The sequence below is a fragment of the Georgenia alba genome (assembly GCF_042665525.1).
Lineage (GTDB): Bacteria > Actinomycetota > Actinomycetes > Actinomycetales > Actinomycetaceae > Allobogoriella > Allobogoriella alba.
In genome coordinates this window covers 176,815-196,391 of the sequence record NZ_JBHTCQ010000001.1, presented here as the reverse complement: position 1 = coordinate 196,391, position 19,577 = coordinate 176,815, and the positions used below count along the sequence as shown (strand labels likewise).

The 19,577-nt window shown below is 72.7% G+C and carries 23 protein-coding genes; 9 read left to right on the top strand and 14 right to left on the bottom strand.

The genetic code is table 11. From position 1 onward, the window contains the following. Positions 1-82: 82 nt before the first annotated feature. Positions 83-526 carry a hypothetical protein gene (locus ACFQQL_RS00975; RefSeq protein WP_382390337.1) on the top strand — a complete coding sequence of 148 codons (444 nt, stop codon included), beginning with the start codon at positions 83-85 and terminating at the stop codon, positions 524-526. Between the two features lie 28 nt (positions 527-554). Here ACFQQL_RS00975 and ACFQQL_RS00970 read toward each other — a convergent pair whose 3' ends face one another. The 3 genes from ACFQQL_RS00970 to ACFQQL_RS00960 all read right to left on the bottom strand — a co-directional run bounded on the left by ACFQQL_RS00970 (position 555) and on the right by ACFQQL_RS00960 (position 2,834). Next, positions 555-1,487, bottom strand: coding sequence for a class I SAM-dependent DNA methyltransferase (locus tag ACFQQL_RS00970; RefSeq protein ID WP_382390335.1), 933 nt, complete (start codon positions 1,485-1,487; stop codon positions 555-557). A 175-nt stretch (positions 1,488-1,662) separates the two neighbouring features. Beyond that, on the bottom strand, positions 1,663-1,845 hold the full coding sequence (locus ACFQQL_RS00965; protein ID WP_382390333.1) for a hypothetical protein: 183 nt from the start codon (positions 1,843-1,845) through the stop codon (positions 1,663-1,665). Positions 1,846-2,003: 158 nt separating this feature from the next. Then, the gene (locus ACFQQL_RS00960; RefSeq protein WP_382390331.1) at positions 2,004-2,834 is read right to left on the bottom strand and encodes an aldo/keto reductase; all 831 of its coding nucleotides are present in this window, start codon (positions 2,832-2,834) and stop codon (positions 2,004-2,006) included. 71 nt (positions 2,835-2,905) lie between these two features. Here ACFQQL_RS00960 and ACFQQL_RS00955 point away from each other — a divergent pair, with 71 nt between their 5' ends. Then, positions 2,906-3,454 (top strand): DUF1697 domain-containing protein, encoded by a 549-nt coding sequence (locus ACFQQL_RS00955; protein ID WP_382390329.1) that lies wholly within the window; start codon positions 2,906-2,908, stop codon positions 3,452-3,454. A 27-nt stretch (positions 3,455-3,481) separates the two neighbouring features. Here ACFQQL_RS00955 and ACFQQL_RS00950 read toward each other — a convergent pair whose 3' ends face one another. The 3 genes from ACFQQL_RS00950 to ACFQQL_RS00940 all read right to left on the bottom strand — a co-directional run bounded on the left by ACFQQL_RS00950 (position 3,482) and on the right by ACFQQL_RS00940 (position 5,971). Continuing rightward, positions 3,482-4,129 (bottom strand): GNAT family N-acetyltransferase, encoded by a 648-nt coding sequence (locus tag ACFQQL_RS00950; protein ID WP_382390327.1) that lies wholly within the window; start codon positions 4,127-4,129, stop codon positions 3,482-3,484. Positions 4,130-4,247: 118 nt separating this feature from the next. Continuing rightward, on the bottom strand, positions 4,248-4,859 hold the full coding sequence (locus ACFQQL_RS00945) for an MBL fold metallo-hydrolase (protein WP_382390325.1): 612 nt from the start codon (positions 4,857-4,859) through the stop codon (positions 4,248-4,250). Next, entirely contained in the window at positions 4,859-5,971 is a 1,113-nt protein-coding gene (locus ACFQQL_RS00940) for an S-(hydroxymethyl)mycothiol dehydrogenase (protein WP_382390323.1), read from the bottom strand. Before ACFQQL_RS00940 ends, ACFQQL_RS00945 begins: the two co-directional genes overlap by 1 nt. A gap of 178 nt (positions 5,972-6,149) precedes the next feature. On the opposite strand from ACFQQL_RS00940, the gene ACFQQL_RS00935 reads away from it, so the two are divergent. Further along, complete coding sequence (locus ACFQQL_RS00935; protein WP_382390321.1) at positions 6,150-6,542, top strand: YciI family protein; 393 nt, start codon at positions 6,150-6,152, stop codon at positions 6,540-6,542. A gap of 11 nt (positions 6,543-6,553) precedes the next feature. Next, positions 6,554-7,810 (top strand): RNA polymerase sigma factor, encoded by a 1,257-nt coding sequence (locus tag ACFQQL_RS00930; RefSeq protein ID WP_382390319.1) that lies wholly within the window; start codon positions 6,554-6,556, stop codon positions 7,808-7,810. 78 nt (positions 7,811-7,888) lie between these two features. On the opposite strand, the gene ACFQQL_RS00925 is transcribed toward ACFQQL_RS00930, so the two are convergent. The 4 genes from ACFQQL_RS00925 to ACFQQL_RS00910 form a co-directional block, all read right to left on the bottom strand. After that, positions 7,889-9,562, bottom strand: coding sequence for an ABC transporter permease (locus ACFQQL_RS00925; RefSeq protein WP_382390317.1), 1,674 nt, complete (start codon positions 9,560-9,562; stop codon positions 7,889-7,891). Beyond that, on the bottom strand, positions 9,559-10,503 hold the full coding sequence (locus ACFQQL_RS00920; protein WP_382390315.1) for an ABC transporter ATP-binding protein: 945 nt from the start codon (positions 10,501-10,503) through the stop codon (positions 9,559-9,561). Before ACFQQL_RS00920 ends, ACFQQL_RS00925 begins: the two co-directional genes overlap by 4 nt. A 74-nt stretch (positions 10,504-10,577) precedes the next feature. Continuing rightward, complete coding sequence (locus ACFQQL_RS00915) at positions 10,578-11,240, bottom strand: TetR/AcrR family transcriptional regulator (protein WP_382390313.1); 663 nt, start codon at positions 11,238-11,240, stop codon at positions 10,578-10,580. Positions 11,241-11,304: 64 nt separating this feature from the next. Next, positions 11,305-12,633, bottom strand: coding sequence for a cytochrome P450 (locus ACFQQL_RS00910; RefSeq protein WP_382390311.1), 1,329 nt, complete (start codon positions 12,631-12,633; stop codon positions 11,305-11,307). A gap of 67 nt (positions 12,634-12,700) precedes the next feature. Between ACFQQL_RS00910 and ACFQQL_RS00905 the strand changes: the two genes are divergently transcribed. The 5 genes from ACFQQL_RS00905 (at position 12,701) to ACFQQL_RS00885 (ending at position 16,340) form a co-directional block, all read left to right on the top strand. After that, positions 12,701-13,402, top strand: coding sequence for a YqjF family protein (locus ACFQQL_RS00905; RefSeq protein ID WP_382390309.1), 702 nt, complete (start codon positions 12,701-12,703; stop codon positions 13,400-13,402). A 73-nt stretch (positions 13,403-13,475) separates the two neighbouring features. Next, a complete protein-coding gene (locus ACFQQL_RS00900) occupies positions 13,476-14,687 on the top strand; it encodes an aminotransferase class I/II-fold pyridoxal phosphate-dependent enzyme (protein WP_382390307.1) in 1,212 nt (403 codons plus the stop codon). Between the two features lie 149 nt (positions 14,688-14,836). Then, complete coding sequence (locus ACFQQL_RS00895; RefSeq protein WP_382390305.1) at positions 14,837-15,280, top strand: SRPBCC domain-containing protein; 444 nt, start codon at positions 14,837-14,839, stop codon at positions 15,278-15,280. Beyond that, complete coding sequence (locus ACFQQL_RS00890; RefSeq protein WP_382390303.1) at positions 15,277-15,612, top strand: ArsR/SmtB family transcription factor; 336 nt, start codon at positions 15,277-15,279, stop codon at positions 15,610-15,612. Before ACFQQL_RS00895 ends, ACFQQL_RS00890 begins: the two co-directional genes overlap by 4 nt. Next, on the top strand, positions 15,603-16,340 hold the full coding sequence (locus tag ACFQQL_RS00885) for a DUF899 family protein (protein ID WP_465254008.1): 738 nt from the start codon (positions 15,603-15,605) through the stop codon (positions 16,338-16,340). The genes ACFQQL_RS00890 and ACFQQL_RS00885 overlap by 10 nt, the downstream gene beginning before the upstream one ends. An 18-nt stretch (positions 16,341-16,358) precedes the next feature. Here ACFQQL_RS00885 and ACFQQL_RS00880 read toward each other — a convergent pair whose 3' ends face one another. From ACFQQL_RS00880 to ACFQQL_RS00865, 4 genes are read right to left on the bottom strand one after another with little or no spacing between them, the layout of a single operon-like run. Then, positions 16,359-17,300: an ABC transporter substrate-binding protein gene (locus tag ACFQQL_RS00880; RefSeq protein ID WP_382390299.1), complete on the bottom strand. Its 942-nt coding sequence runs from the start codon at positions 17,298-17,300 to the stop codon at positions 16,359-16,361. Then, a complete protein-coding gene (locus ACFQQL_RS00875) occupies positions 17,297-18,058 on the bottom strand; it encodes an ABC transporter permease (protein ID WP_382390297.1) in 762 nt (253 codons plus the stop codon). Before ACFQQL_RS00875 ends, ACFQQL_RS00880 begins: the two co-directional genes overlap by 4 nt. Further along, complete coding sequence (locus tag ACFQQL_RS00870; protein ID WP_382390295.1) at positions 18,019-18,675, bottom strand: ABC transporter permease; 657 nt, start codon at positions 18,673-18,675, stop codon at positions 18,019-18,021. The genes ACFQQL_RS00875 and ACFQQL_RS00870 overlap by 40 nt, the downstream gene beginning before the upstream one ends. Further along, a complete protein-coding gene (locus tag ACFQQL_RS00865; RefSeq protein WP_382390293.1) occupies positions 18,675-19,487 on the bottom strand; it encodes an ABC transporter ATP-binding protein in 813 nt (270 codons plus the stop codon). Before ACFQQL_RS00865 ends, ACFQQL_RS00870 begins: the two co-directional genes overlap by 1 nt. Positions 19,488-19,577: the final 90 nt, after the last annotated feature.

Sequence of the window (19,577 nt, the reverse complement as noted above, 5' to 3'; positions counted from 1 at the left end):
CAACCGCGCTGCAACCGGCCTGCAACCTCCACCGGCTGGACTCGGCGGTGACAGCGGAAGCACAACGATCTGGAGGTCGACGATGCTCAGGAAGCTGAAGACGTTCGTGACGACGGCCGCGGTGACGGCGGCGGCGACGGTGACCGGGATGGTGGCGCTGGCGAGTCCGACGGTCGGTGCGACCGCCTCGGCGGCCACGGCGACGGCGTCGTGCTGGGACGGGCCCAACGTCACCGACTACCAGGGGTCCACCTACGACACCTCGATCTGCCCGACCTGGAAGGGCAGCGTGGTCGGGTTCGGCAGCACGGACACGGGCTACCTGTACGCGGGGAACAACTTCGTGGTGTGCCAGCAGCGCGGGGGAGAGAACCCGCAGCACGGCGGCGCCCGCAACGACATCTGGCTCTACACCCAGGGAGATGAGCAGTACCAGGACAGCGGCTGGGGCTGGCTCCCGGCCACCGTGGTCTCCTACGGCGGCGACTACCAGCCGATCCCCGGCGTCCCGTGGTGCCGGTGGTGATGGTTGAGCGTAGCGGCTGCCCGGCGGTCTACTGACGCTCGAAGTCCCAGATGACGAGGACCGGTCGCCCGGCGTAGGCGGCGTTGGCCGAGGCTGCGGCCCAGGTCATCAGCTCCCAGACGTCGGGCGGCCGGTCGCTCGCGTCGGCCGGCCCCCGCGGCTCGGTCGGTTCGGCCGGTTCGGCCGGCTCGACGCCGCCGCCGGACCGGCTGCGCGGCTCGTGGCAGTACGTGGGGCTGAGGCCGTGGTCGAGGGCGGCCCGGAGGTAGTCGCTGGTCTCGTGGCTCCAGCCGGGGATGTACCCGATCTCGCCGTCCGCGCCCTCGATGAGCGGGTAGAGCGGTGAGCCGACGTAGAGGCTGCGGGTGTCGGAGACCACGAGGTGCCCGCCCGGCCTGAGGATGCGGGCGGCCTCGGCGAACACCGGCCCGAGGTCCTCGACGTGGCACAGCGCGAGCGTGTTGACCACGAGGTCCGCGGACGCGTCCAGCATCGGCAGCCGGCGGAAGTCCGCCTGCTCGAACCGGGCGCCCGGCACCTTCTGCCGGGCGATCGCCAGCATGTCCGGCGACAGGTCGAACGCGTGCACCTCGTGGCCCCGCTCCACCAGCCACTCGGTGTGCCGGCCCGTGCCGCACGCGGCGTCGACCGCCACGCCCGGCGGGACCTTCGCCATCAGCGGCCGGACCAGTGGCTCCTCGAAGCCCCAGAAGCCGTTCGGGCCGTCGTACCGCGGCGCCCAGTGCGCGTATCCGCGGGTCACGGGCAGCGGCGGGACCTCGTGGCCGTCGCCCAGGTGGTCCGGCGCGTCGAGCAGCCGGCGCATCTCGGCGATGCGGTCGTGGACGAACTCGCGGTCGTGCTCACCGGCGAAGGCGCGCATGAGGGCGACGCCGTGCAGTCCGAGCAGGTACGCCAGGGGGTGCTGGTAGATGGGGCGAGGGGTGGTGCCGTAGGACATGAGCTCTCCGTGTGGGGTCGCCGAGGATGCCGCGCGTGGCGGCGGGTCGGGGCGGGCTTCCTCACGGCACAGGGACACTGTGGTGCCGGGTGCGGCGGGCGTTCAACGGAATTCTCGGAGCGGGCTGCGGCCGGGCGGTCACCCTGGCCGGGGCAGGACTCCGGCCGGGTGAGGGTCAGTCCCGCGTCCGCGCGGGCCCGAAGATCCTCGCCAGCGCCACGCTGATGCCGGCGGCCAGAGGGATGCCGAGCAGGAAGTTGTCCGCCGCGGCACCCACCGCGACGCCCACGCACACCCCGACGGCTATCCCGACGCCCCAGGCCGCGCCCCGCTCCATGGGGAGATCCTCTTCCTTCACAGCCACGACGTTAGGCGGCTGCGGGCGCCCTGCCATCCGCCCAAAGGCTGATCCGTGGTCACCCTCGGGACGGAGCGCGACGGGCCACGTCGCGCCGTCGCCCAACGCGACGGGCCCACCCCAGTCGGGGTGGGCCCGTGAGCGAGTCGGAAGCGCCGTCAGAAGGTCGCGGTGTCGGGGTCCGGCCCCACGCGAGTGCCGTCGTCGAGGGCGTCGATGGCGGCCATCTCGTCCGCCGTGAGCTCGAAGCCGAAGACGTCGAAGTTCTGCCGGGCCCGCTCCGGGCTGTTGGTCTTCGGGAAGACGATGAGGTCGTTCTGGATGTGCCAGCGGATGATCACCTGAGCCGGCGTGACGCCGTGCGCCTCCGCGGCGGAGGTGACCTCGGGCATCTCGAAGAGCGGGTACTTCCCCTGGCCGAGCGGGCCCCAGGACTCGATCGCGATGCCGTGCTTCGCGGCGAAGGCGCGGGCCTCCTGCTGCGCGAGCTTCGGGTGCAGCTCGATCTGGTTGATCGCCGGGATCGTCTCGGAGGCGTCGAAGAGCTCCTGCAGGTGGTGCGGCTGGAAGTTCGAGACGCCGATCGACCGGGTCTTGCCGGCCGCCTTGATCTGCTCGAGCGCCTGCCAGGTCTCCACGTACTTGCCGCGGTGCGGGCTCGGCCAGTGGATGAGGTACAGGTCCACCTGCTCCAGGCCCAGCTTCTCGAGGCTGCGGTCGATCGCGTCGAACGCGGACTGCGTGCCCTGGTCGTCGTTCCAGAGCTTCGTGGTCACCCAGAGCTCGTCACGGGGGATGCCGGACTTCGCGATGGCGCGGCCGACCCCTTCCTCGTTCTGGTAGGCCGCGGCGGTGTCGATGTGCCGGTAGCCCGCCTCGAGCGCGTCCGAGACGATGCGCTCGGTCTCGTCCGGCTCGACGAGGAAGACGCCGTAGCCGAGCTGGGGGATGGAGTTGCCGTCGTTGAGGGTGATCGTCGGAACAGTCATGGGCGCCATGCTGGCACGACGGCCGCGAGCGGATCCAAGCGGGCCGCCTGGTGGACCGCTACCGTTCCGCCATGACGTCGTACTGCGCGCTGCTGCGCGGGATCGGCCCGACCAACCCGAACATGCGCAACGAGAAGCTGCGCGGCGTGCTCGAGCGCCTCGGCTTCGAGGGCGTCGCGTCGGTGATCTCGAGCGGCAACGTCGTGTTCTCCACGGACGCGCAGGACGCGGCCGCCCTCGAGGACCGGATCCAGGCCGCGCTCCGCGCGGACCTCGGCATCCCGGGCGGGACCATCGTGCGCAGCCGGGCCGAGCTCCAGGAGCTCGTGGACCGCGCGCCGTTCGGGGATCTGCCGCACAGTCGGGAGACCTACCTGACGGTCACCTTCCTCAAGCGTCCGCTCGACGATCCGGGCACGGTACCGGACCCCGGCTTCGAGGGCGTGCGTGTCATCGGGTACGACGCCGGGGCACGCGCCATCCTCACCGTCACGGACACGACGGCGACCGGGAGCCCGGACTACATGGTCTGGCTCGAGCGGACGCTCGGGAAGGACATGACGACGCGCACCTGGCTGACCGTGAACCGGATCCTCACCAGGATGACCAAGACCGCCTGAGCCGCCTCCCTGTGGGCTGTCAGCCTCTCAGCCGGTCAGCCCCAGGAACTCCAGCAGCGGCTCGGCACCCTCGACCGTCACCGGTTCGCCGCGCACGAAGTCCGACGGCGTGAGCACGAGGTCCTGCACCACCGCCAGCTCGTCGCGCCTCTTGAGGCGCCTGGTGCCGTTGTCGCGGTAGCCGACCTTCCGGCTCACCGCGAGCGAGGCGGGGTTGTCCACGAAGGCGGCCGAGGTGACCTCCTGCGCGCCGAGCACGTCGAAGGCGAACGCGCAGATCATCTGCCGCGTCCGGGTGCCGACGCCCTGGCCCTGGTGGCGCATGGCCAGCCAGGAGCCGGTCTCGCCGGTGCGGGCGACCGCGAAGTCCTTCCCGCCGAACCCCTGCATGCCGACCACCTCGCCGCCTCGGCGGACCACGAACTCCAGCGACGGGGAACTGTGGTCGAAGTTCGCCTTGAGCCCCGAGATGAACTTCAGATAGTTGGCGGGCAGCTCCTCGCGCGGGGCATCCGTCCACGGGAAGTAGAACGGCATCTCCTCGGGCGGGTGCACGCCGTCGAGCACCAGGTCCACGAGCTCCGGGACGTCGGACTCGCGCACGACGCGCAGCTCGAGGTCACCGCACGTCAGGCGCACCGCGTACGGCGGCCAGATCTCCTCCAGGGTGAGCATGCGGAGCAGTCCAGCGCGTGCGACCGGTCCTGACAACGGGATTTCGGCGGCTGGGCCACGTCCGCTCGGCCACGTCGTCCGGCTGGCAGAGCGGTGGTGCCCGAGTGACGCCGTCGTCCTAGCGGCTCCGCTCGGCGCCGATCGTCGTGTCGTCCCCGTGCCCGGTGTGCACAACCGTCTCCTCCGCCAGCACGAACAGCCTCGCCACGATCGACGCCTCGAGCGTCGGAAGGTCGCTGTAGCTGCGGCCGGTGGCGCCGGGACCGCCGTTGAACAGCGTGTCACCGGTGAACACGCAGCCGAGCGCCGGCGCGTGCAGGCACACCGCACCGGGTGCGTGGCCCGGCGTGTGCAGGACGGTCAGCGTCGTCCCGGCGACCTCGACCGTCTCGCCGTCCGCCAGGTCCTGGTCCCACCGGGTCTCCGGGTGGGTGAGCCGCCAGAGTGGCTCGTCGGCCGGGTGCAGCAGGATCGGTGCGCCGGTCCGCTGCCGGAGCTCGGGCGCCACGCGGACGTGGTCGTCGTGCGCGTGCGTGCACACGATCGCGCGGACCTGCCGGTCGCCGACGACGGCGAGGATGGCCTCGACGTCGTGCGGGGCGTCGATCACCACGCACTCGCGGTCGTCGCCGACCACCCAGATGTTGTTGTCGACCTGATGAGTCTCGCCGTCGAGACTGAAGGTGCCGGCGGTGACGCCGTGGTCGATGCGCACTGTGCTCCCGCCCATCAGAGCACCACCACGCTGCGCAGGACGTCACCGCGGTGCATCTTCTCGAACGCCGCCTCGACGTCGCCGATGCCGATCTCCTCGCTGACGAACGCGTCGAGGTCCAGCCGGCCGCGCCGGTAGAGGTCCACCAGCATCGGGAAGTCGCGGCTGGGCAGGCAGTCGCCGTACCAGCTGGACTTCAGCGCCCCGCCGCGCCCGAAGAGGTCGAGGAGGGGCATATCGGGCACCGTCATGTCCGGTGTCGGCACGCCCACGAGCACCAGCACGCCCGCGAGATCCCGGGCGTAGAACGCCTGCTTCCAGGTCTCCGGCCGGCCGACCGCCTCGATGACGACGTCGGCGCCCTCGGCACCCGCGTAGGTCTCGCCCGCGATCCGCCGGATCTCCTCCACCGGGTCCACCTGGGAGGAGTCCACCGTGTGGGTGGCCCCGAGCCGCTTCGCCGTCTCCAGCTTCTTCGCGTCGATGTCGACGGCGATGATCGGGCTGGCGCCGGCCAGCGCGGCTCCCGCGATCGCTGCCACGCCGACGCCGCCGCACCCGATGACCGCCACCGACCTGCCGCGCGTGACCCCGCCGGTGTTGATGGCCGCGCCGATGCCCGCCATCACCCCGCAGCCGAGCAGGCCGACGGCGGCGGGGCGGGCGGACGGGTCGACCTTGGTGCACTGACCCGCGGCGACCAGGGTCTTCTCGGCGAACGCACCGATCCCGAGCGCGGGGGAGAGCTCCGTGCCGGCGTCGGTCCCCTCGGCGAGGGTCATCTTCTGGGTGGCGTTGTGGGTGTTGAAGCAGTACTGCAGCTCGCCCCGCTTGCAGGCGCGGCACTCGCCGCACACCGCGCGCCAGTTGAGGACCACGAAGTCACCGGGCGCCACGCCGGTCACGTCCGGGCCGACCGCCTCGACCACGCCGGCGGCCTCGTGCCCCAGCAGGAACGGGAAGTCGTCGCTGATCCCGCCCTCGCGGTAGTGCAGGTCCGTGTGGCACACACCGCAGCTCTGCACCTGCACGAGCGCCTCGCCGGGACCCGGGTCCGGCACGTTGATCGTGGTGAGCTCGACCGGTTCGCCCTCGGCCCGTGCGACGACTGCTCTCACCGTGTGCATCCATGCCCCTTTCACGAAGCGACTCCACGAAGCGTCCACCGCGACCCTAAGGCCGGACGCACGGGTCACGCTTCCGGAGCCCGGGCCGGATCGGCAACGATGTCGAGCAGGCGGCGACCGCTCCGACGTCTCCGGTGACAGGGCCCTCGGGCCACCATCCCGAATCAGGGAGACCCTCGTGAAGTACGTGATCCTCATCCACTCCAACCCTCAGCCGTGGGGTCATCCGACCGGCGACTACGTCGCCGAGAACCTCGCTCTTCCGGCGCAGGAGCGCGACCGCGTCAACGGAGCCTTCGAGACCGCCATGCAGGAGATGTCCGAGCGCGGCGAGCTGCTCGGCGGCGAGGCGCTCGGCGACCCCGCCACCTCGCGCCTGTACCGCTGGGAGGCCGGCAGCGCCGTCGTCACCGACGGTCCGTACTCCGAGGCCAAGGAACATCTCGCGGGCTTCTTCCTCATCGACGTCGAGAGCCCCGAGCGGGCGCACGAGATCGTCGAGAGGTTCGCCGGGCCGGGGGAGACCGTCGAGCTGCGCCCCGCCATGTGGCCCGGCGGCGAGGACCAGTAGACGGGCCCGATGTGACCACCGAGCTCGAGGACGTGTGGCGCCGCGAGACGCCGCACGTCCTCGGTGCGCTCGTACGCCGGTACGGCGACTTCGACGGCGCGGAGGACGCCGTCCAGGAGGCTCTCTTCGCGGCGGCGCGGCAGTGGCCGACCGAAGGGGTCCCGGACAACCCGCGCGGTTGGCTGATCCGCGTGGCGTCCCGGCGTCTGGTCGACCACCTCCGCAGCGAGTCGGCCCGCGCCGCCCGCGAGGAGGCCGTCGGCGTCGCGCGGCCCGACGATGCCGAGCTCGCACCGGCTGCCGACGCGCCCCTCACCGAGGGCGATCCCGCCGGCGACGACACGCTCCGGCTGCTCCTGCTGTGCTGCCACCCGGCCCTGACCCCGCCGTCCCAGGTGGCCCTCACGCTCCGCTCGGTCGTCGGCCTCACGACGGCGCAGGTCGCCGCGGTCTTCCTCGTCCCGGAGTCGACGATGGCCCAGCGCATCAGTCGGGCGAAGGCGACCCTGCGGCGTGCGGGGGCCAGGTTCGAGCTGCCGGCTCCCGGCGACCTGCCCGACCGGCTCGCCGCGGTCCTGGAGGTGCTCTATCTGCTGTTCACGGAGGGCCACACCGCCAGCGGCGGGCCGCAGCTCGTCGACGTCGCCCTCACCCGCGAGGCGATCCGGCTCACCCGGCAGCTTCGCACGCTGGTCCCGGAGGACGACGAGGTCGCCGGGGCGCTCGCGCTCATGCTGCTCACCGACGCCCGGTCGGCGACCCGCACCGACGAGCACGGTGACCTCGTGCCGCTGGAAGAGCAGGACCGGTCGCGCTGGGACCGCGCCGCCATCGAGGAGGGCGTGCGGCTCGTCGAGGAGGTGCTGCCGCACGGCAGGGTCGGGGCGTTCCAGCTGCAGGCGGCCATCGCCGCCGTGCACGCCGAGGCGCCGACCGCCGCCGAGACGGACTGGCTGCAGATCACCGTGCTGTACCGGATGCTCGAGGAGGTGGCCCCCGGCCCGGCCGTGACGCTCAACCGGGCAGTCGCCGTGGGCATGGCGCACGGGCCCGAGGCGGGTCTCGGCGTCGTCGATCCGCTGACCACGGACGCGTCGATGCGGCGCCATCACCGCACCTGGGCCGTCCGCGCGCACCTCCTCGAGATGGCCGGGCGGCCTGCGGAGGCGGCCGCGGACTTCGCGAGGGCGGCGAGCCTGACGACCTCGATCCCCGAGCAGCGCTACCTCAACCGCCGCGCGGCCCGAGCGCATAGCGTGAGGCCGTGACCCGCTTCATCGAAGCCGCCGAGACCGCCGTCGCCAGGCCGGGTGACGTCCTACCCGCGGGGAGGGGTTCGGCGGCGCTCAGGCCGTGACGAGATCCCGACGCCGGAACGTCGCCGCCCCGGCGGCGACCAGCCCGGCGGCGATCGCGCTCAGCACGCCGACCGCGCCCCAGGAGACGTCCTCGAGCGGGTGCTGCCCGATGTGCTGGAACACGGAGAGATCCAACGCGGCCTCCGGCATCTCCAGGATCTGCCCGAAGAAGCTCATGAACGCGCCGTAGGCGAACACCGCCCACGCCAGGCCGAGCAGGCGGGGGGCCGCCCCGTAGAGCAGCGCGCACAGGCCGGCCAGCAGCCAGGCGGCCGGGGCGTGCACCACGTGCCCGAGCAGCGTGGGACCGAAGATCTCCCAGTTGTCGGTGGAGAGCGAGGCGCCCAGCGCGTCGCCGAGCCCTGCCACGAGGAGCAGCCACAGCGACCCCAGCACCGTCACGGTGGTCCACGCGAGCAGCCACGTCGGACGGCCGACCGCGGTGGCCAGCACCGGCTCGGCCCGCACGCCGTACTCCTCGCCGCGCAGCGACTGGATCGACAGGATCGCGAAGACCGCGACGATGATCCCGTACATCAGCCCCATGAGGCCGAGGAACCCGTTCAGGAGGTTCTCCGCGCCGCCCATCATGGTCAGCACGATGTCCGGGGCGGAGTCGAAGCTGTCGAGCAGGACGTCGGCGAACGCGCCGTACGCGAGGGCGCTGACGCCCAGCGCGATCGACCAGCCGACGAGCGAGGACCGTTGCAGCCGGAAGGCCAGCGCCAGCGGGCTGCTCAACCAGCCGGCAGCCCGCGCGGACCCGGTCCGGGACGCCATCAGGCCTGCACCGAGGTCCCGGCGTGACTCCAGCCAGTAGGCCACCGCCGTCGTCACGGCGGCGAAGCCCACGCAGAGCCCCAGCGGCCACCAGCGGTCGAGGGTGAACGGAGCGGTCTGCTGCGCCCACCCGATCGGGGAGAGCCAGGAGAGCCAGCCGAGCGAACCGTCGGCGCTCTCGGACATGTCGCCGAGCGCGCGGAGCAGGTACGCGGCTCCCAGCGCCGCACCCGCCATGCCGGAGGCGGCACGGGAGAAGGCCGAGAGCTGCACCGTCATGGCGGTCACGCCCGCGAAGGACAGGCCCACCGCGGCGAACGCCATGCCGAACAGGAACGCCCCGGCCGGGTCCGGCGCCATCCGTGAGGCGGTCAGCACCGCGCCGACCAGCAGCCCGGTGACGAGGCTGAGCAGCACGGCCATGATGACGGCCGCGGTCAGCTGGGCGTGCCGGCCCACCACGTTGCCGCGGACGAGCTCCGCCCGGCCGGACTGCTCCTCGACGCGGGTGTGCCGGGAGATGGTGAGGATGGTCATCAGCGCGGCCGCGAGCAGCAGGTACAGGCCGTACAGGTCGACCATGAACCGGGGCAGGGTGATGTCGTCGAAGCCGTAGCCGGGTCCGCCGAGCAGCGCCGCCATGGGGCTGTTGGCGAACGTCACGGTGAACTCTTCCAGGGTCTGCGGCGTCCAGACCTCCGGCAGGAGGTTGCCGAAGTAGGCGCCCATCGCGGTCATGCTCAGTGCCCAGGCCGGGAAGCGGATCCGGTCCCGGCGGAGCATGAACCGCAGGAGGGTCCCGGTCCCGGTCAGGGTTCCGCCACCGCGGCCCGCGCGGCGGGTCGTCGCCGGACGGTGCGGGGCGGCGGTCGCGGCGCTCACGGGGTGCTCCCGTCGATCTCGTCGCCGTAGTGGCGCAGCAGCAGCTGCTCCAGCGTGGGCGGCGTCGCCGTGAGGGAGGTGACGCCGCGGGCGGAGAGCTCCCGCATGGCGGCGGGGAGCGCCGCGCCGTCGACGTCGAAGCGCACGTGGTCGCCCTCCTGGTGGAGGCCGTGCACGCCGCTCATCTCCGCCAGGCCGTTGACCGGCTCGTCGGTGACGGCGGTGACGGTGGTCCGCGTGAGGTGGCGCAGGTCCGCCAGCGTGCCGGTCTCGACGATCTTGCCCTGCCGGACGATGGAGATCCGGTCCGCGAGCACCTCCACCTGGGCGAGGATGTGGCTGGAGAGCAGCACGGTGCGGCCCTCGGCCTTCGCCTCGCGGATGCACCGCTGGAAGACCGCCTCCATGAGCGGGTCCAGACCCGCGGTGGGCTCGTCGAGCAGCAGCAGCTCGACGTCGCTGGCGAGGGCCGAGATGAGCGCGACCTTCTGCCGGTTGCCCTTGGAGTAGGTCCGCCCCTTCTTGGTCGGGTCGAGGTCGAACCGGTCCAGCAGCTCGTCCCGCTTCGCGGTGTCGACCCCGCCGCGGAGGCGGGCGAACAGGTCGATGGCCTGCCCGCCGGTGAGGTTGGGCCACAGCTCGACGTCACCGGGCACGTAGGCGAGGCGGCGGTGCAGGGCGACGGCGTCCGACCAGGGGTCGGCACCGAGCATGGTGACCCGGCCGGAGTCCTTCTTGAGGATGCCGAGCAGGATGCGGATGGTCGTGGACTTGCCGGCCCCGTTCGGGCCGAGGAAGCCGTGCACCTCACCGGGGGCGACCTGCAGGTCCAGGCCGTCCAGGGCGGTCACGGTGCCGAAGCGCTTGGTGACGCCGGCGAGTTCGATGGCGGGTGTGGCGGTGCGGCTGGGCGTCGCCGCCCGGGTGGAGCTGGTGGACATGGTGGACCTTCCGTGGTCGGGGACTGGAACGCGTGCGCCGTGCCGGCGTCACGCGCGGCGCGGGCACCCGGCGCTCAGGCCGGACGCCCCTCCGCCCCGGGGGGATCGCCGATGTAGAGGAGGTACTGGTCGAGGATCGAATGGTCGGTGAAGTAGCCCTCGGTGAGGACCTCGAGCATCGGGGAGGCCATGTCGAAGTACTGACGGTGCCAGAAATCCGCCCCGACCTCGCCGAGGTCACGCTCCTCGGTGGTGACCGAGAGCATGACGTTGCCGAGCCAAGCGCCGACCAGGAAGCGGATGCGGGCCTCCTCGTCCCGGCTGGGGGTGATGATGCCGGCCTCGACGGCATCGCGGCTGTACTCCACGGCGTCCGCGACCATGTGGTCGATGAGGTGCCGGGCAACCGTGCCACCGGTCATGAAGCTGCGCAGGCAGTACCGCAGGATCGGCTGGTACTCGTCGATGAGCGCAAGGTTGTTCAGGAACGTCGTGCTCAGGCTCGCGCTGCTGATCGTCGAGCGCTTGGCGTCCCGGACGGCGGCGAGCACCTGCTCGTCGCACTCCTCGTGCAGGGCCTCCTTGGACCCGAAGAGCTTGATGACGAGTGCGGCGCTCACGCCGGCGTCCGCCGCGATGGCCCGCACGCTCGCGCCGAAACCGTCGCGGCCGAAGCGCTCGATCGCCGCCTCGAGGATGCGACCCCGAGTGCCACCGAGCTCCTCCTGTGAACGCATGTTCACCATGGTAAACGTGCGTTCACCGGTCCGCAACCGCATATGACCGGTGCGGCGTCCGGACTCAGGCGCCCGGCGTGAGCCGGAACCTCAGGCCGGTGTGCGCCAGCGTGCGCGGCACGGGACCGCCGGTCCGGACCCGCACCGGCGGCACGGCCGTGACGTCGAACCGGCCCACGGTCGCGGCAAGCAGCTCGCTGGTCACGTCCAGCACCAGGGTGCGGCCGGGGCAACGGGCCGGCCCGGCACTGAACGGGACGATCGCGCGGGAGGTCTGCGCGCGGTCGTCCTGCCAGATCTCGGGCGCGAAGGCGTCCGCCCACGCCAGCCGGCCGGCGTCGCGATGGAAGTAGCTCGAGACGATCGCGAAGCCCGTGCCGGCCGGCGCGGTGCGGCCGGACCAGTCGGTCTCGGCCACGCCGTCGCGGAGGATGGTCAACGTGGTCGGCCAGAGCCGGAGCGACTCGAGCACCGTGGCCCGCGCCGTCGGACGCAGTCCGCGATGCGCGGACGGGTCCTCCGCGCGGACCTGCGCCAGCACCTGGGGGTGCGCGGCGAGCAGGGCCAGGGCGCGATGGGTCGCGATCCCGGCGGCGTCGAAGGCGAACAGCCACTGAGGCATCTGGCCCAGCGGCGCGGTGCCCGGCAGACCGGGCGTGCGGGCGACGACGGCGGCCAGGCTCTCCGGCGGGGCCTCGGCGACGTGGCGCCGCAGGAGCTCGCCGAGGCGACGGAGCCGGCGGGTGCTGCGCGGTCGGAGGAACGCCCAGTTCGCCTGTGCCCGCAGGTCGACCATGAGGTCGGTGAGCTCGTGGTCGTCGCGTGCGGCGTCGCCGAGGACCACGCGCCGCACCACGCGCCAGAACGCCGCCGCCTGGGCGTCCCAGTCGAGAACCGGGAGGCCCTCCAGTCCTGCCACTTCCTCCCGCACCACGCGGACGACGTGCTGGTGCAGACGGTGCAGCTCCTCGCGGTGGTCCAGCACCTCTTCGTTCCACGGCCGCCGGATCATCCGGTGCTCCGCGTCGGAGATGAGCACGCCGTGCGGCTCGAAGTGCCGCAGCGCCGTGACCTTCTCCCGGTTCGCCGGCGTGAAGGGGTGCGGGGACTCCTCGAGGACGCGCGCCGCGTCGTCGGGGTCGAGCACGACGGCGAGGTCCCGGCCAGGGATCGCCAGCAGCACGGGTCCGCGGCCGTACCGCTCGCGGAGGTCGCCGAGGATGCGGGCAGCCTGCCGGTGCGTGTCGAGCCGCTCGGCCAGCCCGACGACGGCCGGGCGCCGCACGATGACGCCCTGCGCGAGGATCGGGCCGAACACCCCGGCAGCCACCCTGGCCGTGTCGGCGAACGAGAGGCGGGGCAACGTCGATCCGGCGGGCGATGACCTCGGCATCGTGCCAGTATCACGAGGCATTCCTCGGACCGCACGAGGAGCACCAGGCCCGAAGGATGTGGTGCCCATGTCCGGCCGACGCCCCGACCGGCCCGTCCGGGCCGCCGTGAGTCACCAGCGCTGGGACCACGTGGTGTTCCTGCACTGGCCGGTGGCGCCGCCGGTGCTCTCGCCGCTGCTGCCGCCGGGCCTGGTCCTCGACGTCGTCGAGGGTGCGGCCTGGGTGACGGTCACCCCGCTGCGCATGCAGGTCCGGCCCGCCTTCGGGCCCGCCGTGCCCCACCTGTCTCACTTCCCGGAGGTCAACGTCCGCACCTACGTGCGTGCGCCCGACGGCTCCGACGGGCTGTGGTTCTTGTCCCTGGAGTGCCCCCGGCTGCCGGTGGTCGCCGCCCTGCGGGCCGTCGGGCTGCCCTACCGTTTCGCCCAGCCGCGGATCCTGGCGGGCACCGACCGGGTGCGGGTACTCAGTCACCGCGGTCGTGGCGCGGCCGGGATGCGGGCCGACGTCACGCTCGGCGCGCCGCTGTCACCGGACCCGCTGACGGACTTCCTCACCGGCCGCTGGGCGGCGTACACGCGCCGGCTGGGCCGGCTCTGGCGCGTCGGCGTCGAGCACGAGCCGTGGCCGCTGCGGCGCGCCCAGGCACGGGTCGACGTCGGGGCGCTTCTCGCGGCGGACGGCCTGCCGGGCGTCGGCGGTGACCCGCTCGTGCACTACTCGCCGGGGGTTCGCGCCCGTATCGGGCTGCCGAGCCCGGCCGGCTGAGCGGGGTGGGCGGGCACGCCGAGGAGCGAGACGGACCGGACGTCCCCGGGCGCGCCCGGGCACAATGGCCGGCATGTCCCGCTGGCACGACGTCGCCCGCGCGACCGGGCTCCTCGGACCGGACGGCACGGTCGCCGCCACGATCTTCGCCGAGATGACGGCGCTGGCGAACCACACCGGTGCGGTGAACCTCGGCCAGGGCTTCCCCGACGTCGAGGGCCCGGACCACGTGAAGGACGCCGCCGTCGCCGCCCTGCGCGAGGGGCCCAACCAGTACGCGCCGGGCGCGGGTGTGCCCGAGCTGTGCGAGGCGGTGGCCGCGCACCAGAAGCGCCACTACGGCCTCGCGGTCGACCCCACGTCCGAGGTGCTGGTGACCGTCGGCGCGACCGAGGCCATCGCCGCCTCGATCCTGGCGCTCGCCGGACCGGGCGACGAGGTCCTCACGCTCGAGCCCTTCTACGACTCCTACGCCGCCACGATCGCCCTGACCGGAGCGACCCACCGCACGGTTGCGCTGCGGCCGTCCGAGGCCGGCTTCCACCTCGACCCCGGCGACGTCGCCGCCGCGTTCACCGAGCGCACCCGCGTCCTGCTCCTCAACAGCCCGCACAACCCGACCGGCACCGTGCTCAGCCGCGAGGAGCTGACCCTGCTGGCCGAGCAGGCGATCGCCCACGACGTCACGGTCGTCACCGACGAGGTGTACGAGCACCTCACCTACGGCGCGGAGCACGTGCCCGTCGCCACGCTCCCGGGCATGGCCGAGCGCACGCTGACCATCTCCTCCGCGGGCAAGACCCTCAGCTTCACCGGCTGGAAGGTGGGCTGGCTGCACGGGCCTGCCGAGCTGGTCACCGCGGTGCGGACCGTCAAGCAGTTCCTCACCTACGTGGGGCCCGGCGCGCTGCAGAAGGCCGTCGCACACGCGCTCGCGGACGACGACGGACGTACCGCCGCGTACGTCTCCGACCTGCGCGACTCCCTGCGGGAACGGCGTGACTTCCTCCTCGGCGCCCTGCGTGACGTCGGGTTCGCCCCCTTCGTGCCCGAGGGGACCTACTTCCTGGTGGCCGACGCGGCACCGCTCGGTTTCGACGACGCCGTCGCGCTGTGCCGCGAGATGCCCGAGCGGGCAGGCGTGGTGGCGATTCCCATCACGGCGTTCTGCACGGCGGGCTCGGAGCTGTCCCGGACCCTGCGCTCGTGGGTCCGGTTCACGTACGTCAAGTCGCCGGCCGTGCTCGAGCGCGCCGCGGCGGGGCTGCAGCGCCTCAGGGGCTGAGCCGCCGCGGCACTCGCCGTCCGCAGTCGTTCGCGCTGACCGCGGCGGGCGACGGCCCGTGCCTGTGGTGTCGCCCCATGACCGTTGACGCAACCGAACGGTTGCGATATATTGCAACCGTTCAGTTGCTACAAGCGAAGGGGCAGGCCATGGGATTTCCGGACCGGATCGAACGAACCGTCCAGATCACCCGGTCCGTCGAGGCCGTCTGGGCGGCGCTGACGACGGCCGAGGGACTGACCAGCTGGTTCGGCGAGGAGGCCGAGATCGACCTGCGGACGGGCGGCACGTTGACACTGCGGTGGAGCAGCGGCGACGCCGTCGAGATGCGCGTCGAGAAGGTCGAGCCGCCCACGCTCTTCGCGCTCACCTGGCCCGTCGAAGGGCTGCCGAGCGGGGACCCGCGACGCACCTACGTCGAGTTCACCCTGCGCCCGGTCGACGGCGGCACGGAGCTGCGGGTGGTCGAGCACGGCTTCGCCCAGCTGCCCGACGAGACGTACGAGTCCGCCTACCGGAGCCACTCCGAGGGTTGGACGAACGAGCTCGGCGAGCTCGTCGAGTACCTGTCCGACGCCCGCGCGACGGGATGACCGACGACCGCGAGGAGACCGCGGCGCGGGTGTTCGCGGCACTCGCAGACCCCACGCGGCGCTCCATCCTGGCCGAGCTCGCCGCCCGTGGACCCGCCACCGCGACCGACCTGGCCGGCCGCCTCCCGATCAGCCGGCAAGGAGTCGCCAAGCACCTGGACCGGCTGACGGAGGCCGGGCTCACCACCGCGGAGACCGGCGAGGGCCGGCGCATCCGCTACCGCGTCCACACCGCACCGATGCAGCTGGCGCAGCAGTTCCTGGCGGCCATGGCCCGGGACTGGGACGCGCGCCTCGAACAGCTCAAGAACCACCTGGAGGGATCACCTTGACCGACACCACCTGGCCGTCGCCCCCGATAGCCGACCGTGCCGCCTGGCAGGCCGAGATCGACGAGCTCCGAGCCCGGGAGAAGGCCAGCACGCGCGAGCGCGACGCGATCGCGGCGGCCCGGCGCCGCCTCCCGATGGTCGAGGTCGACGCCGCGACGCCCCTCGAGGGCCCGAACGGCACGACCCCGCTGATCGACGCCTTCGAGGGGCGCAGACAGCTCCTCGCGTACTACTTCATGTGGCACCCGGGCCGCCCGGCCAGCGAGCAGTGCGGCGGGTGCACCTGGTGCAGCAGCCAGGTGCGCGAGCTGGGCTACCTGCACTCCCGGGACATCACCTTCGCGGTCTTCTGCAAGGGCCCGTACGACGAGAGCGTGCGCTACCGCGACTTCCTCGGCCTGGAGACCCCCTGGTACGGCGTCCCGCCGGCCTCCCAGCAGTCGCTCCTCGTCGAGCGTGACACGTCGATGATGTACCTCATCTGCTACCTGCGCGACGGCGACCGCGTCTTCGAGACGTACTGGACCACGAGGCGGGGTGTGGAGACCCTCGACAACAGCTACGCGTTGATGGACCTGACGCCGTACGGACGCCAGGAGCCCTGGGAGGACGCGCTTCCGGGCTCGCCGCAGCGCGAGTGGCACTCCGCCGGCGGGAACGTCGACGGCCGCCCCATCCCGCACTGGCCGCGGCTGGCCGCGGGTGTGTCCGACCGGCTGAGCGGGTGACCGGCCCGTCCCCGGTCCTCAGGCGAGGTCGTTCTCGGCCAACCAGTCCGAGGCGATCTGGGCGGCCGGGAGCTCCTCGTTCACGCTGCGGCCGTTGAGCGCGATGAGCTCGTCCCCGGTCATGGTCGCGCTGACCTCGTTGATGATCCCCTCCGCCTCCTCGTCGACGGCGTCGCTGGCCACCGGGACCACGTGCGAGGCGAGGAAGAGGCCCTCGGTGTCCTCCAGCGGGACGAGGTTGTTCTCCTCCACCGATGGGTCGGCGGTGTAGATGATGGCGAGCTGGACGTCACCGTCGACGAGCGCCTGCACGGTCAGCGGGCCGCCGCCGTCCTCGATGGGGGTGAAGTCGACCTCGACGCCGTAGGTCTCCGCCAGCCCCTGCGGACCGTTCGGCCGGGACTCGGCCTCGGAGTTGGCGCCCATCGTCATCGGCTCGGTCACTCCTGCGAGGTCGGCGATGGTGGTCAGGTCCCACCGCTCGGCGAACTCCTCGGTGACCATGTACGCGTCCTGGTCCGTCGCCGGGGACTGCTCGAGCACGCGGAGCCCGTCCGGGGTCGACTCGGCCAGCTGCGCGTAGATCTCCTCCGCCTCGCCGGACTCCACCTCGGGCACCCAGTACTGCAGCAGCGGGCCGGTGTACTCGGGGAACAGGTCGATCGCGCCGGACTCGAGCTCGGGCACGTACGCCTCGCGCTGCCCGATCCGGAACTGGCGCTCCACGGTGTAGCCGCCCGCCTCGAGGGCCTGGGCGTAGATCTCGGCGATGATCTCGTTGGAGTAGTAGTCCTGCGACCCGACGACGATGCTCTCCGAGCCCCCTGCGCCGTCGCCCCCGTCGCCGCCCGCCTCCGTCGGGTCCGCGAGCGGGTCCTGGCTGGAGCACGCGGCGAGGAGGAGCCCGGCCGCGCCGGCGACGGCGGCGACCCTGACGCGGAACGTGCCCTGCTTAGTCATGACGATCCTTCCGGGATGAGAGTCCGGACCTGCATGGTGTCAGAGGTCGGTGACACGGTGGCCACCGGGTCGGCGCGACGGCGGGCCGCCCGCTGCACGGCCGCGAGGACGAGCTCGAGCACCAGCGCGAGCACGATGACGAGCAGCGAGCCGCCGAGCATGAGCGGGTAGTCCTGCGTCTTCAGCCCGGTGTAGAGGTAGCGGCCGAGCCCGGTGTTGGAGATGTAGGCGGCGAGGGTGGCGGTCGAGACCACCTGCAGCACGGCGGAGCGCAGTCCGCCCACGAGCACCGGCGCCGCGAGAGGCAGCTCGACCTGCCGGACGATCTGCATCTCGGTCATGCCGGCCGCACGCGCGCCGTCGACCGTCGCCGGGTCGACGTTCTCCACCCCCGCGTACGCGCCCGCGAGCAGCGACGGGATCGCCAGCACCACGAGCGCGATGACGGGCGCCTCCAGGCCGATGCCGAGCGCCAGGCCGAGCAGGGTGAGCAGCCCGAGGGTGGGCACGGCGCGGGCGCCGCCGGCGATGGCGGCCACCGTGGTGCGACCGCGCCGGGTGTGCCCGACGGCGACCCCCGCGGGGATCGCGACGAGCGCGGCCACGCCGACCACGAGGGCCGTCACGGCGAGATGCTCGAGCAGCCGGGCCGGGATGCCGTCGGGACCGGACCAGCTCTCCGCGGCGGTGAGCCACTGCAGGGCCGAGGCCAGCATGTTCACCTGCCCCTCGCCGCGAGCGCCTGCTGCGCCTGCCATGGCGCGAGCAGCCGGCCGCCGACCACGATGAGCCCGTCGAGCAGCAGCGCGACGGCGATCGTGAGGATCACGCCGGTGGTCACCTCGGCGACGATCCCGCGTTGGAACCCGTCGGTGAACAGCGTCCCGAGGCTGGAGATCCCCACCAGGGCGCCGATGGTCACGAGGGCGACGGTGCTGACGGCGACCACCCGCAGGCCGGAGGTCAGCACCGGCACCGCGAGCGGCAGCTCCACCTTCCAGAAGGCGGAGCTCGGCGAGTGCCCGACCGCGACCGCCGCGTCACGGACCTGGGTGTCCACCGCGGCGAACGCGTCCGCCGAGGTGCGGACCATGACCGCCACGCCGTACACGGTCAGCGCCGTGATCATGGTGATCGGCGAGCGCAGCGGTGTGCCGAGGACCGCGGGGACCACGATCAGCAGCGGCAGGGACGGGATGGCGTACAGCAGCGTCGCGCCGCCGAGGACCACGCCGCCGCTGCGTGGCCGGCGGGTGGCCAGCAGCCCGAGCGGCACGGAGATGAGCAGGCTCAGCGCGATCGCCGGCACCGCCAGCAGGAGGTGCGCGACGGTGAGGTCGATGACCTGCGGCCAGGCGTGCGAGAGCCAGGTCATCAGGCCAGCACCCCGGCGGGCCGGCCGTCGCCGTCGACGGCCACGCGCCGGCCGTCGACGTCCTGCACGGTGAGGCGACGGTCGGCCCGGTCCCCGCCGACGAAGGACCGCACGAAGTCGTCGGCCGGGTGGGCGAGCAGCTCGACCGGCGTGCCGATCTGCGCGACCTCGGCGTGCCGCTTGAGCAGCACCACCTGCTCGCCGAGCCGGAAGGCCTCGTCGACGTCGTGCGTGACGAGCAGCACCGTCTTGCCGAGCTCGCGCTGCAGCCGCAGCATCTCGTCCTGCAGCTCGCGCCGGACGATCGGGTCGACGGCACCGAACGGCTCGTCCATGAGCAGGATGTTCGGCTCCGCCGCGAGCGCCCGGGCCACGCCGACGCGCTGCTGCTGACCGCCGGAGAGCTGGGCGGGGTAGCGCCGGGCCAGCGCGGGGTCCAGGCCGACCCGTTCGAGCAGCGCGGCCGCCGCGTCGCGGGCCTGCCGGCGGGGTACGCCGTCGAGCACGGGGACCGTGGCGACGTTGTCCTCGACGGTGCGGTGCGGGAGCAGGCCGCCCGCCTGCATGACGTAGCCGATCGACCGGCGGAGCTTGACCGGGTCCCGCTCGCGGACGTCCTCGTCGTCGATGAGCACCGCGCCGGACGTCGGCTCCACCATTCGGTTCACCATGCGCAGCAGCGTGGTCTTGCCGCACCCGGAGGAGCCGAGCAGCGCGACGGTCCGGTGCGAGGGCACGCTCAGGTTGAAGCTCCCGACGGCGACCGTGCCGTCCGGGTAGGTTTTGCCGACGGCGCGGAACTCGATGCCCATGGCGCCAAGCCTTTCGTGTCCGGGTGACATTGACCAGGCTGTCCTGCCCTTCGTGTGAAGACTCCTGCGTTGAACGCACGAAGGTCTTCA

What these genes read in the sequence shown, in the direction of transcription:
- ACFQQL_RS00865 (WP_382390293.1), bottom strand. Translation starts at nt 19,487, where the DNA reads ATGGGCATCGAGTTCCGCGCCGTCGGCAAAACCTACCCGGACGGCACG.
- ACFQQL_RS00915 (WP_382390313.1), bottom strand. Translation starts at nt 11,240, where the DNA reads ATGCGTTCACAGGAGGAGCTCGGTGGCACTCGGGGTCGCATCCTCGAG.
- ACFQQL_RS00910 (WP_382390311.1), bottom strand. Translation starts at nt 12,633, where the DNA reads ATGCCGAGGTCATCGCCCGCCGGATCGACGTTGCCCCGCCTCTCGTTC.
- ACFQQL_RS00950 (WP_382390327.1), bottom strand. Translation starts at nt 4,129, where the DNA reads ATGCTCACCCTGGAGGAGATCTGGCCGCCGTACGCGGTGCGCCTGACG.
- ACFQQL_RS00900 (WP_382390307.1), top strand. Translation starts at nt 13,476, where the DNA reads ATGTCCCGCTGGCACGACGTCGCCCGCGCGACCGGGCTCCTCGGACCG.
- ACFQQL_RS00920 (WP_382390315.1), bottom strand. Translation starts at nt 10,503, where the DNA reads ATGTCCACCAGCTCCACCCGGGCGGCGACGCCCAGCCGCACCGCCACA.
- ACFQQL_RS00975 (WP_382390337.1), top strand. Translation starts at nt 83, where the DNA reads ATGCTCAGGAAGCTGAAGACGTTCGTGACGACGGCCGCGGTGACGGCG.
- ACFQQL_RS00880 (WP_382390299.1), bottom strand. Translation starts at nt 17,300, where the DNA reads ATGACTAAGCAGGGCACGTTCCGCGTCAGGGTCGCCGCCGTCGCCGGC.
- ACFQQL_RS00945 (WP_382390325.1), bottom strand. Translation starts at nt 4,859, where the DNA reads ATGGGCGGGAGCACAGTGCGCATCGACCACGGCGTCACCGCCGGCACC.
- ACFQQL_RS00970 (WP_382390335.1), bottom strand. Translation starts at nt 1,487, where the DNA reads ATGTCCTACGGCACCACCCCTCGCCCCATCTACCAGCACCCCCTGGCG.
- ACFQQL_RS00895 (WP_382390305.1), top strand. Translation starts at nt 14,837, where the DNA reads ATGGGATTTCCGGACCGGATCGAACGAACCGTCCAGATCACCCGGTCC.
- ACFQQL_RS00905 (WP_382390309.1), top strand. Translation starts at nt 12,701, where the DNA reads ATGTCCGGCCGACGCCCCGACCGGCCCGTCCGGGCCGCCGTGAGTCAC.
- ACFQQL_RS00960 (WP_382390331.1), bottom strand. Translation starts at nt 2,834, where the DNA reads ATGACTGTTCCGACGATCACCCTCAACGACGGCAACTCCATCCCCCAG.
- ACFQQL_RS00870 (WP_382390295.1), bottom strand. Translation starts at nt 18,675, where the DNA reads ATGACCTGGCTCTCGCACGCCTGGCCGCAGGTCATCGACCTCACCGTC.
- ACFQQL_RS00890 (WP_382390303.1), top strand. Translation starts at nt 15,277, where the DNA reads ATGACCGACGACCGCGAGGAGACCGCGGCGCGGGTGTTCGCGGCACTC.
- ACFQQL_RS00940 (WP_382390323.1), bottom strand. Translation starts at nt 5,971, where the DNA reads ATGCACACGGTGAGAGCAGTCGTCGCACGGGCCGAGGGCGAACCGGTC.
- ACFQQL_RS00955 (WP_382390329.1), top strand. Translation starts at nt 2,906, where the DNA reads ATGACGTCGTACTGCGCGCTGCTGCGCGGGATCGGCCCGACCAACCCG.
- ACFQQL_RS00875 (WP_382390297.1), bottom strand. Translation starts at nt 18,058, where the DNA reads ATGGCAGGCGCAGCAGGCGCTCGCGGCGAGGGGCAGGTGAACATGCTG.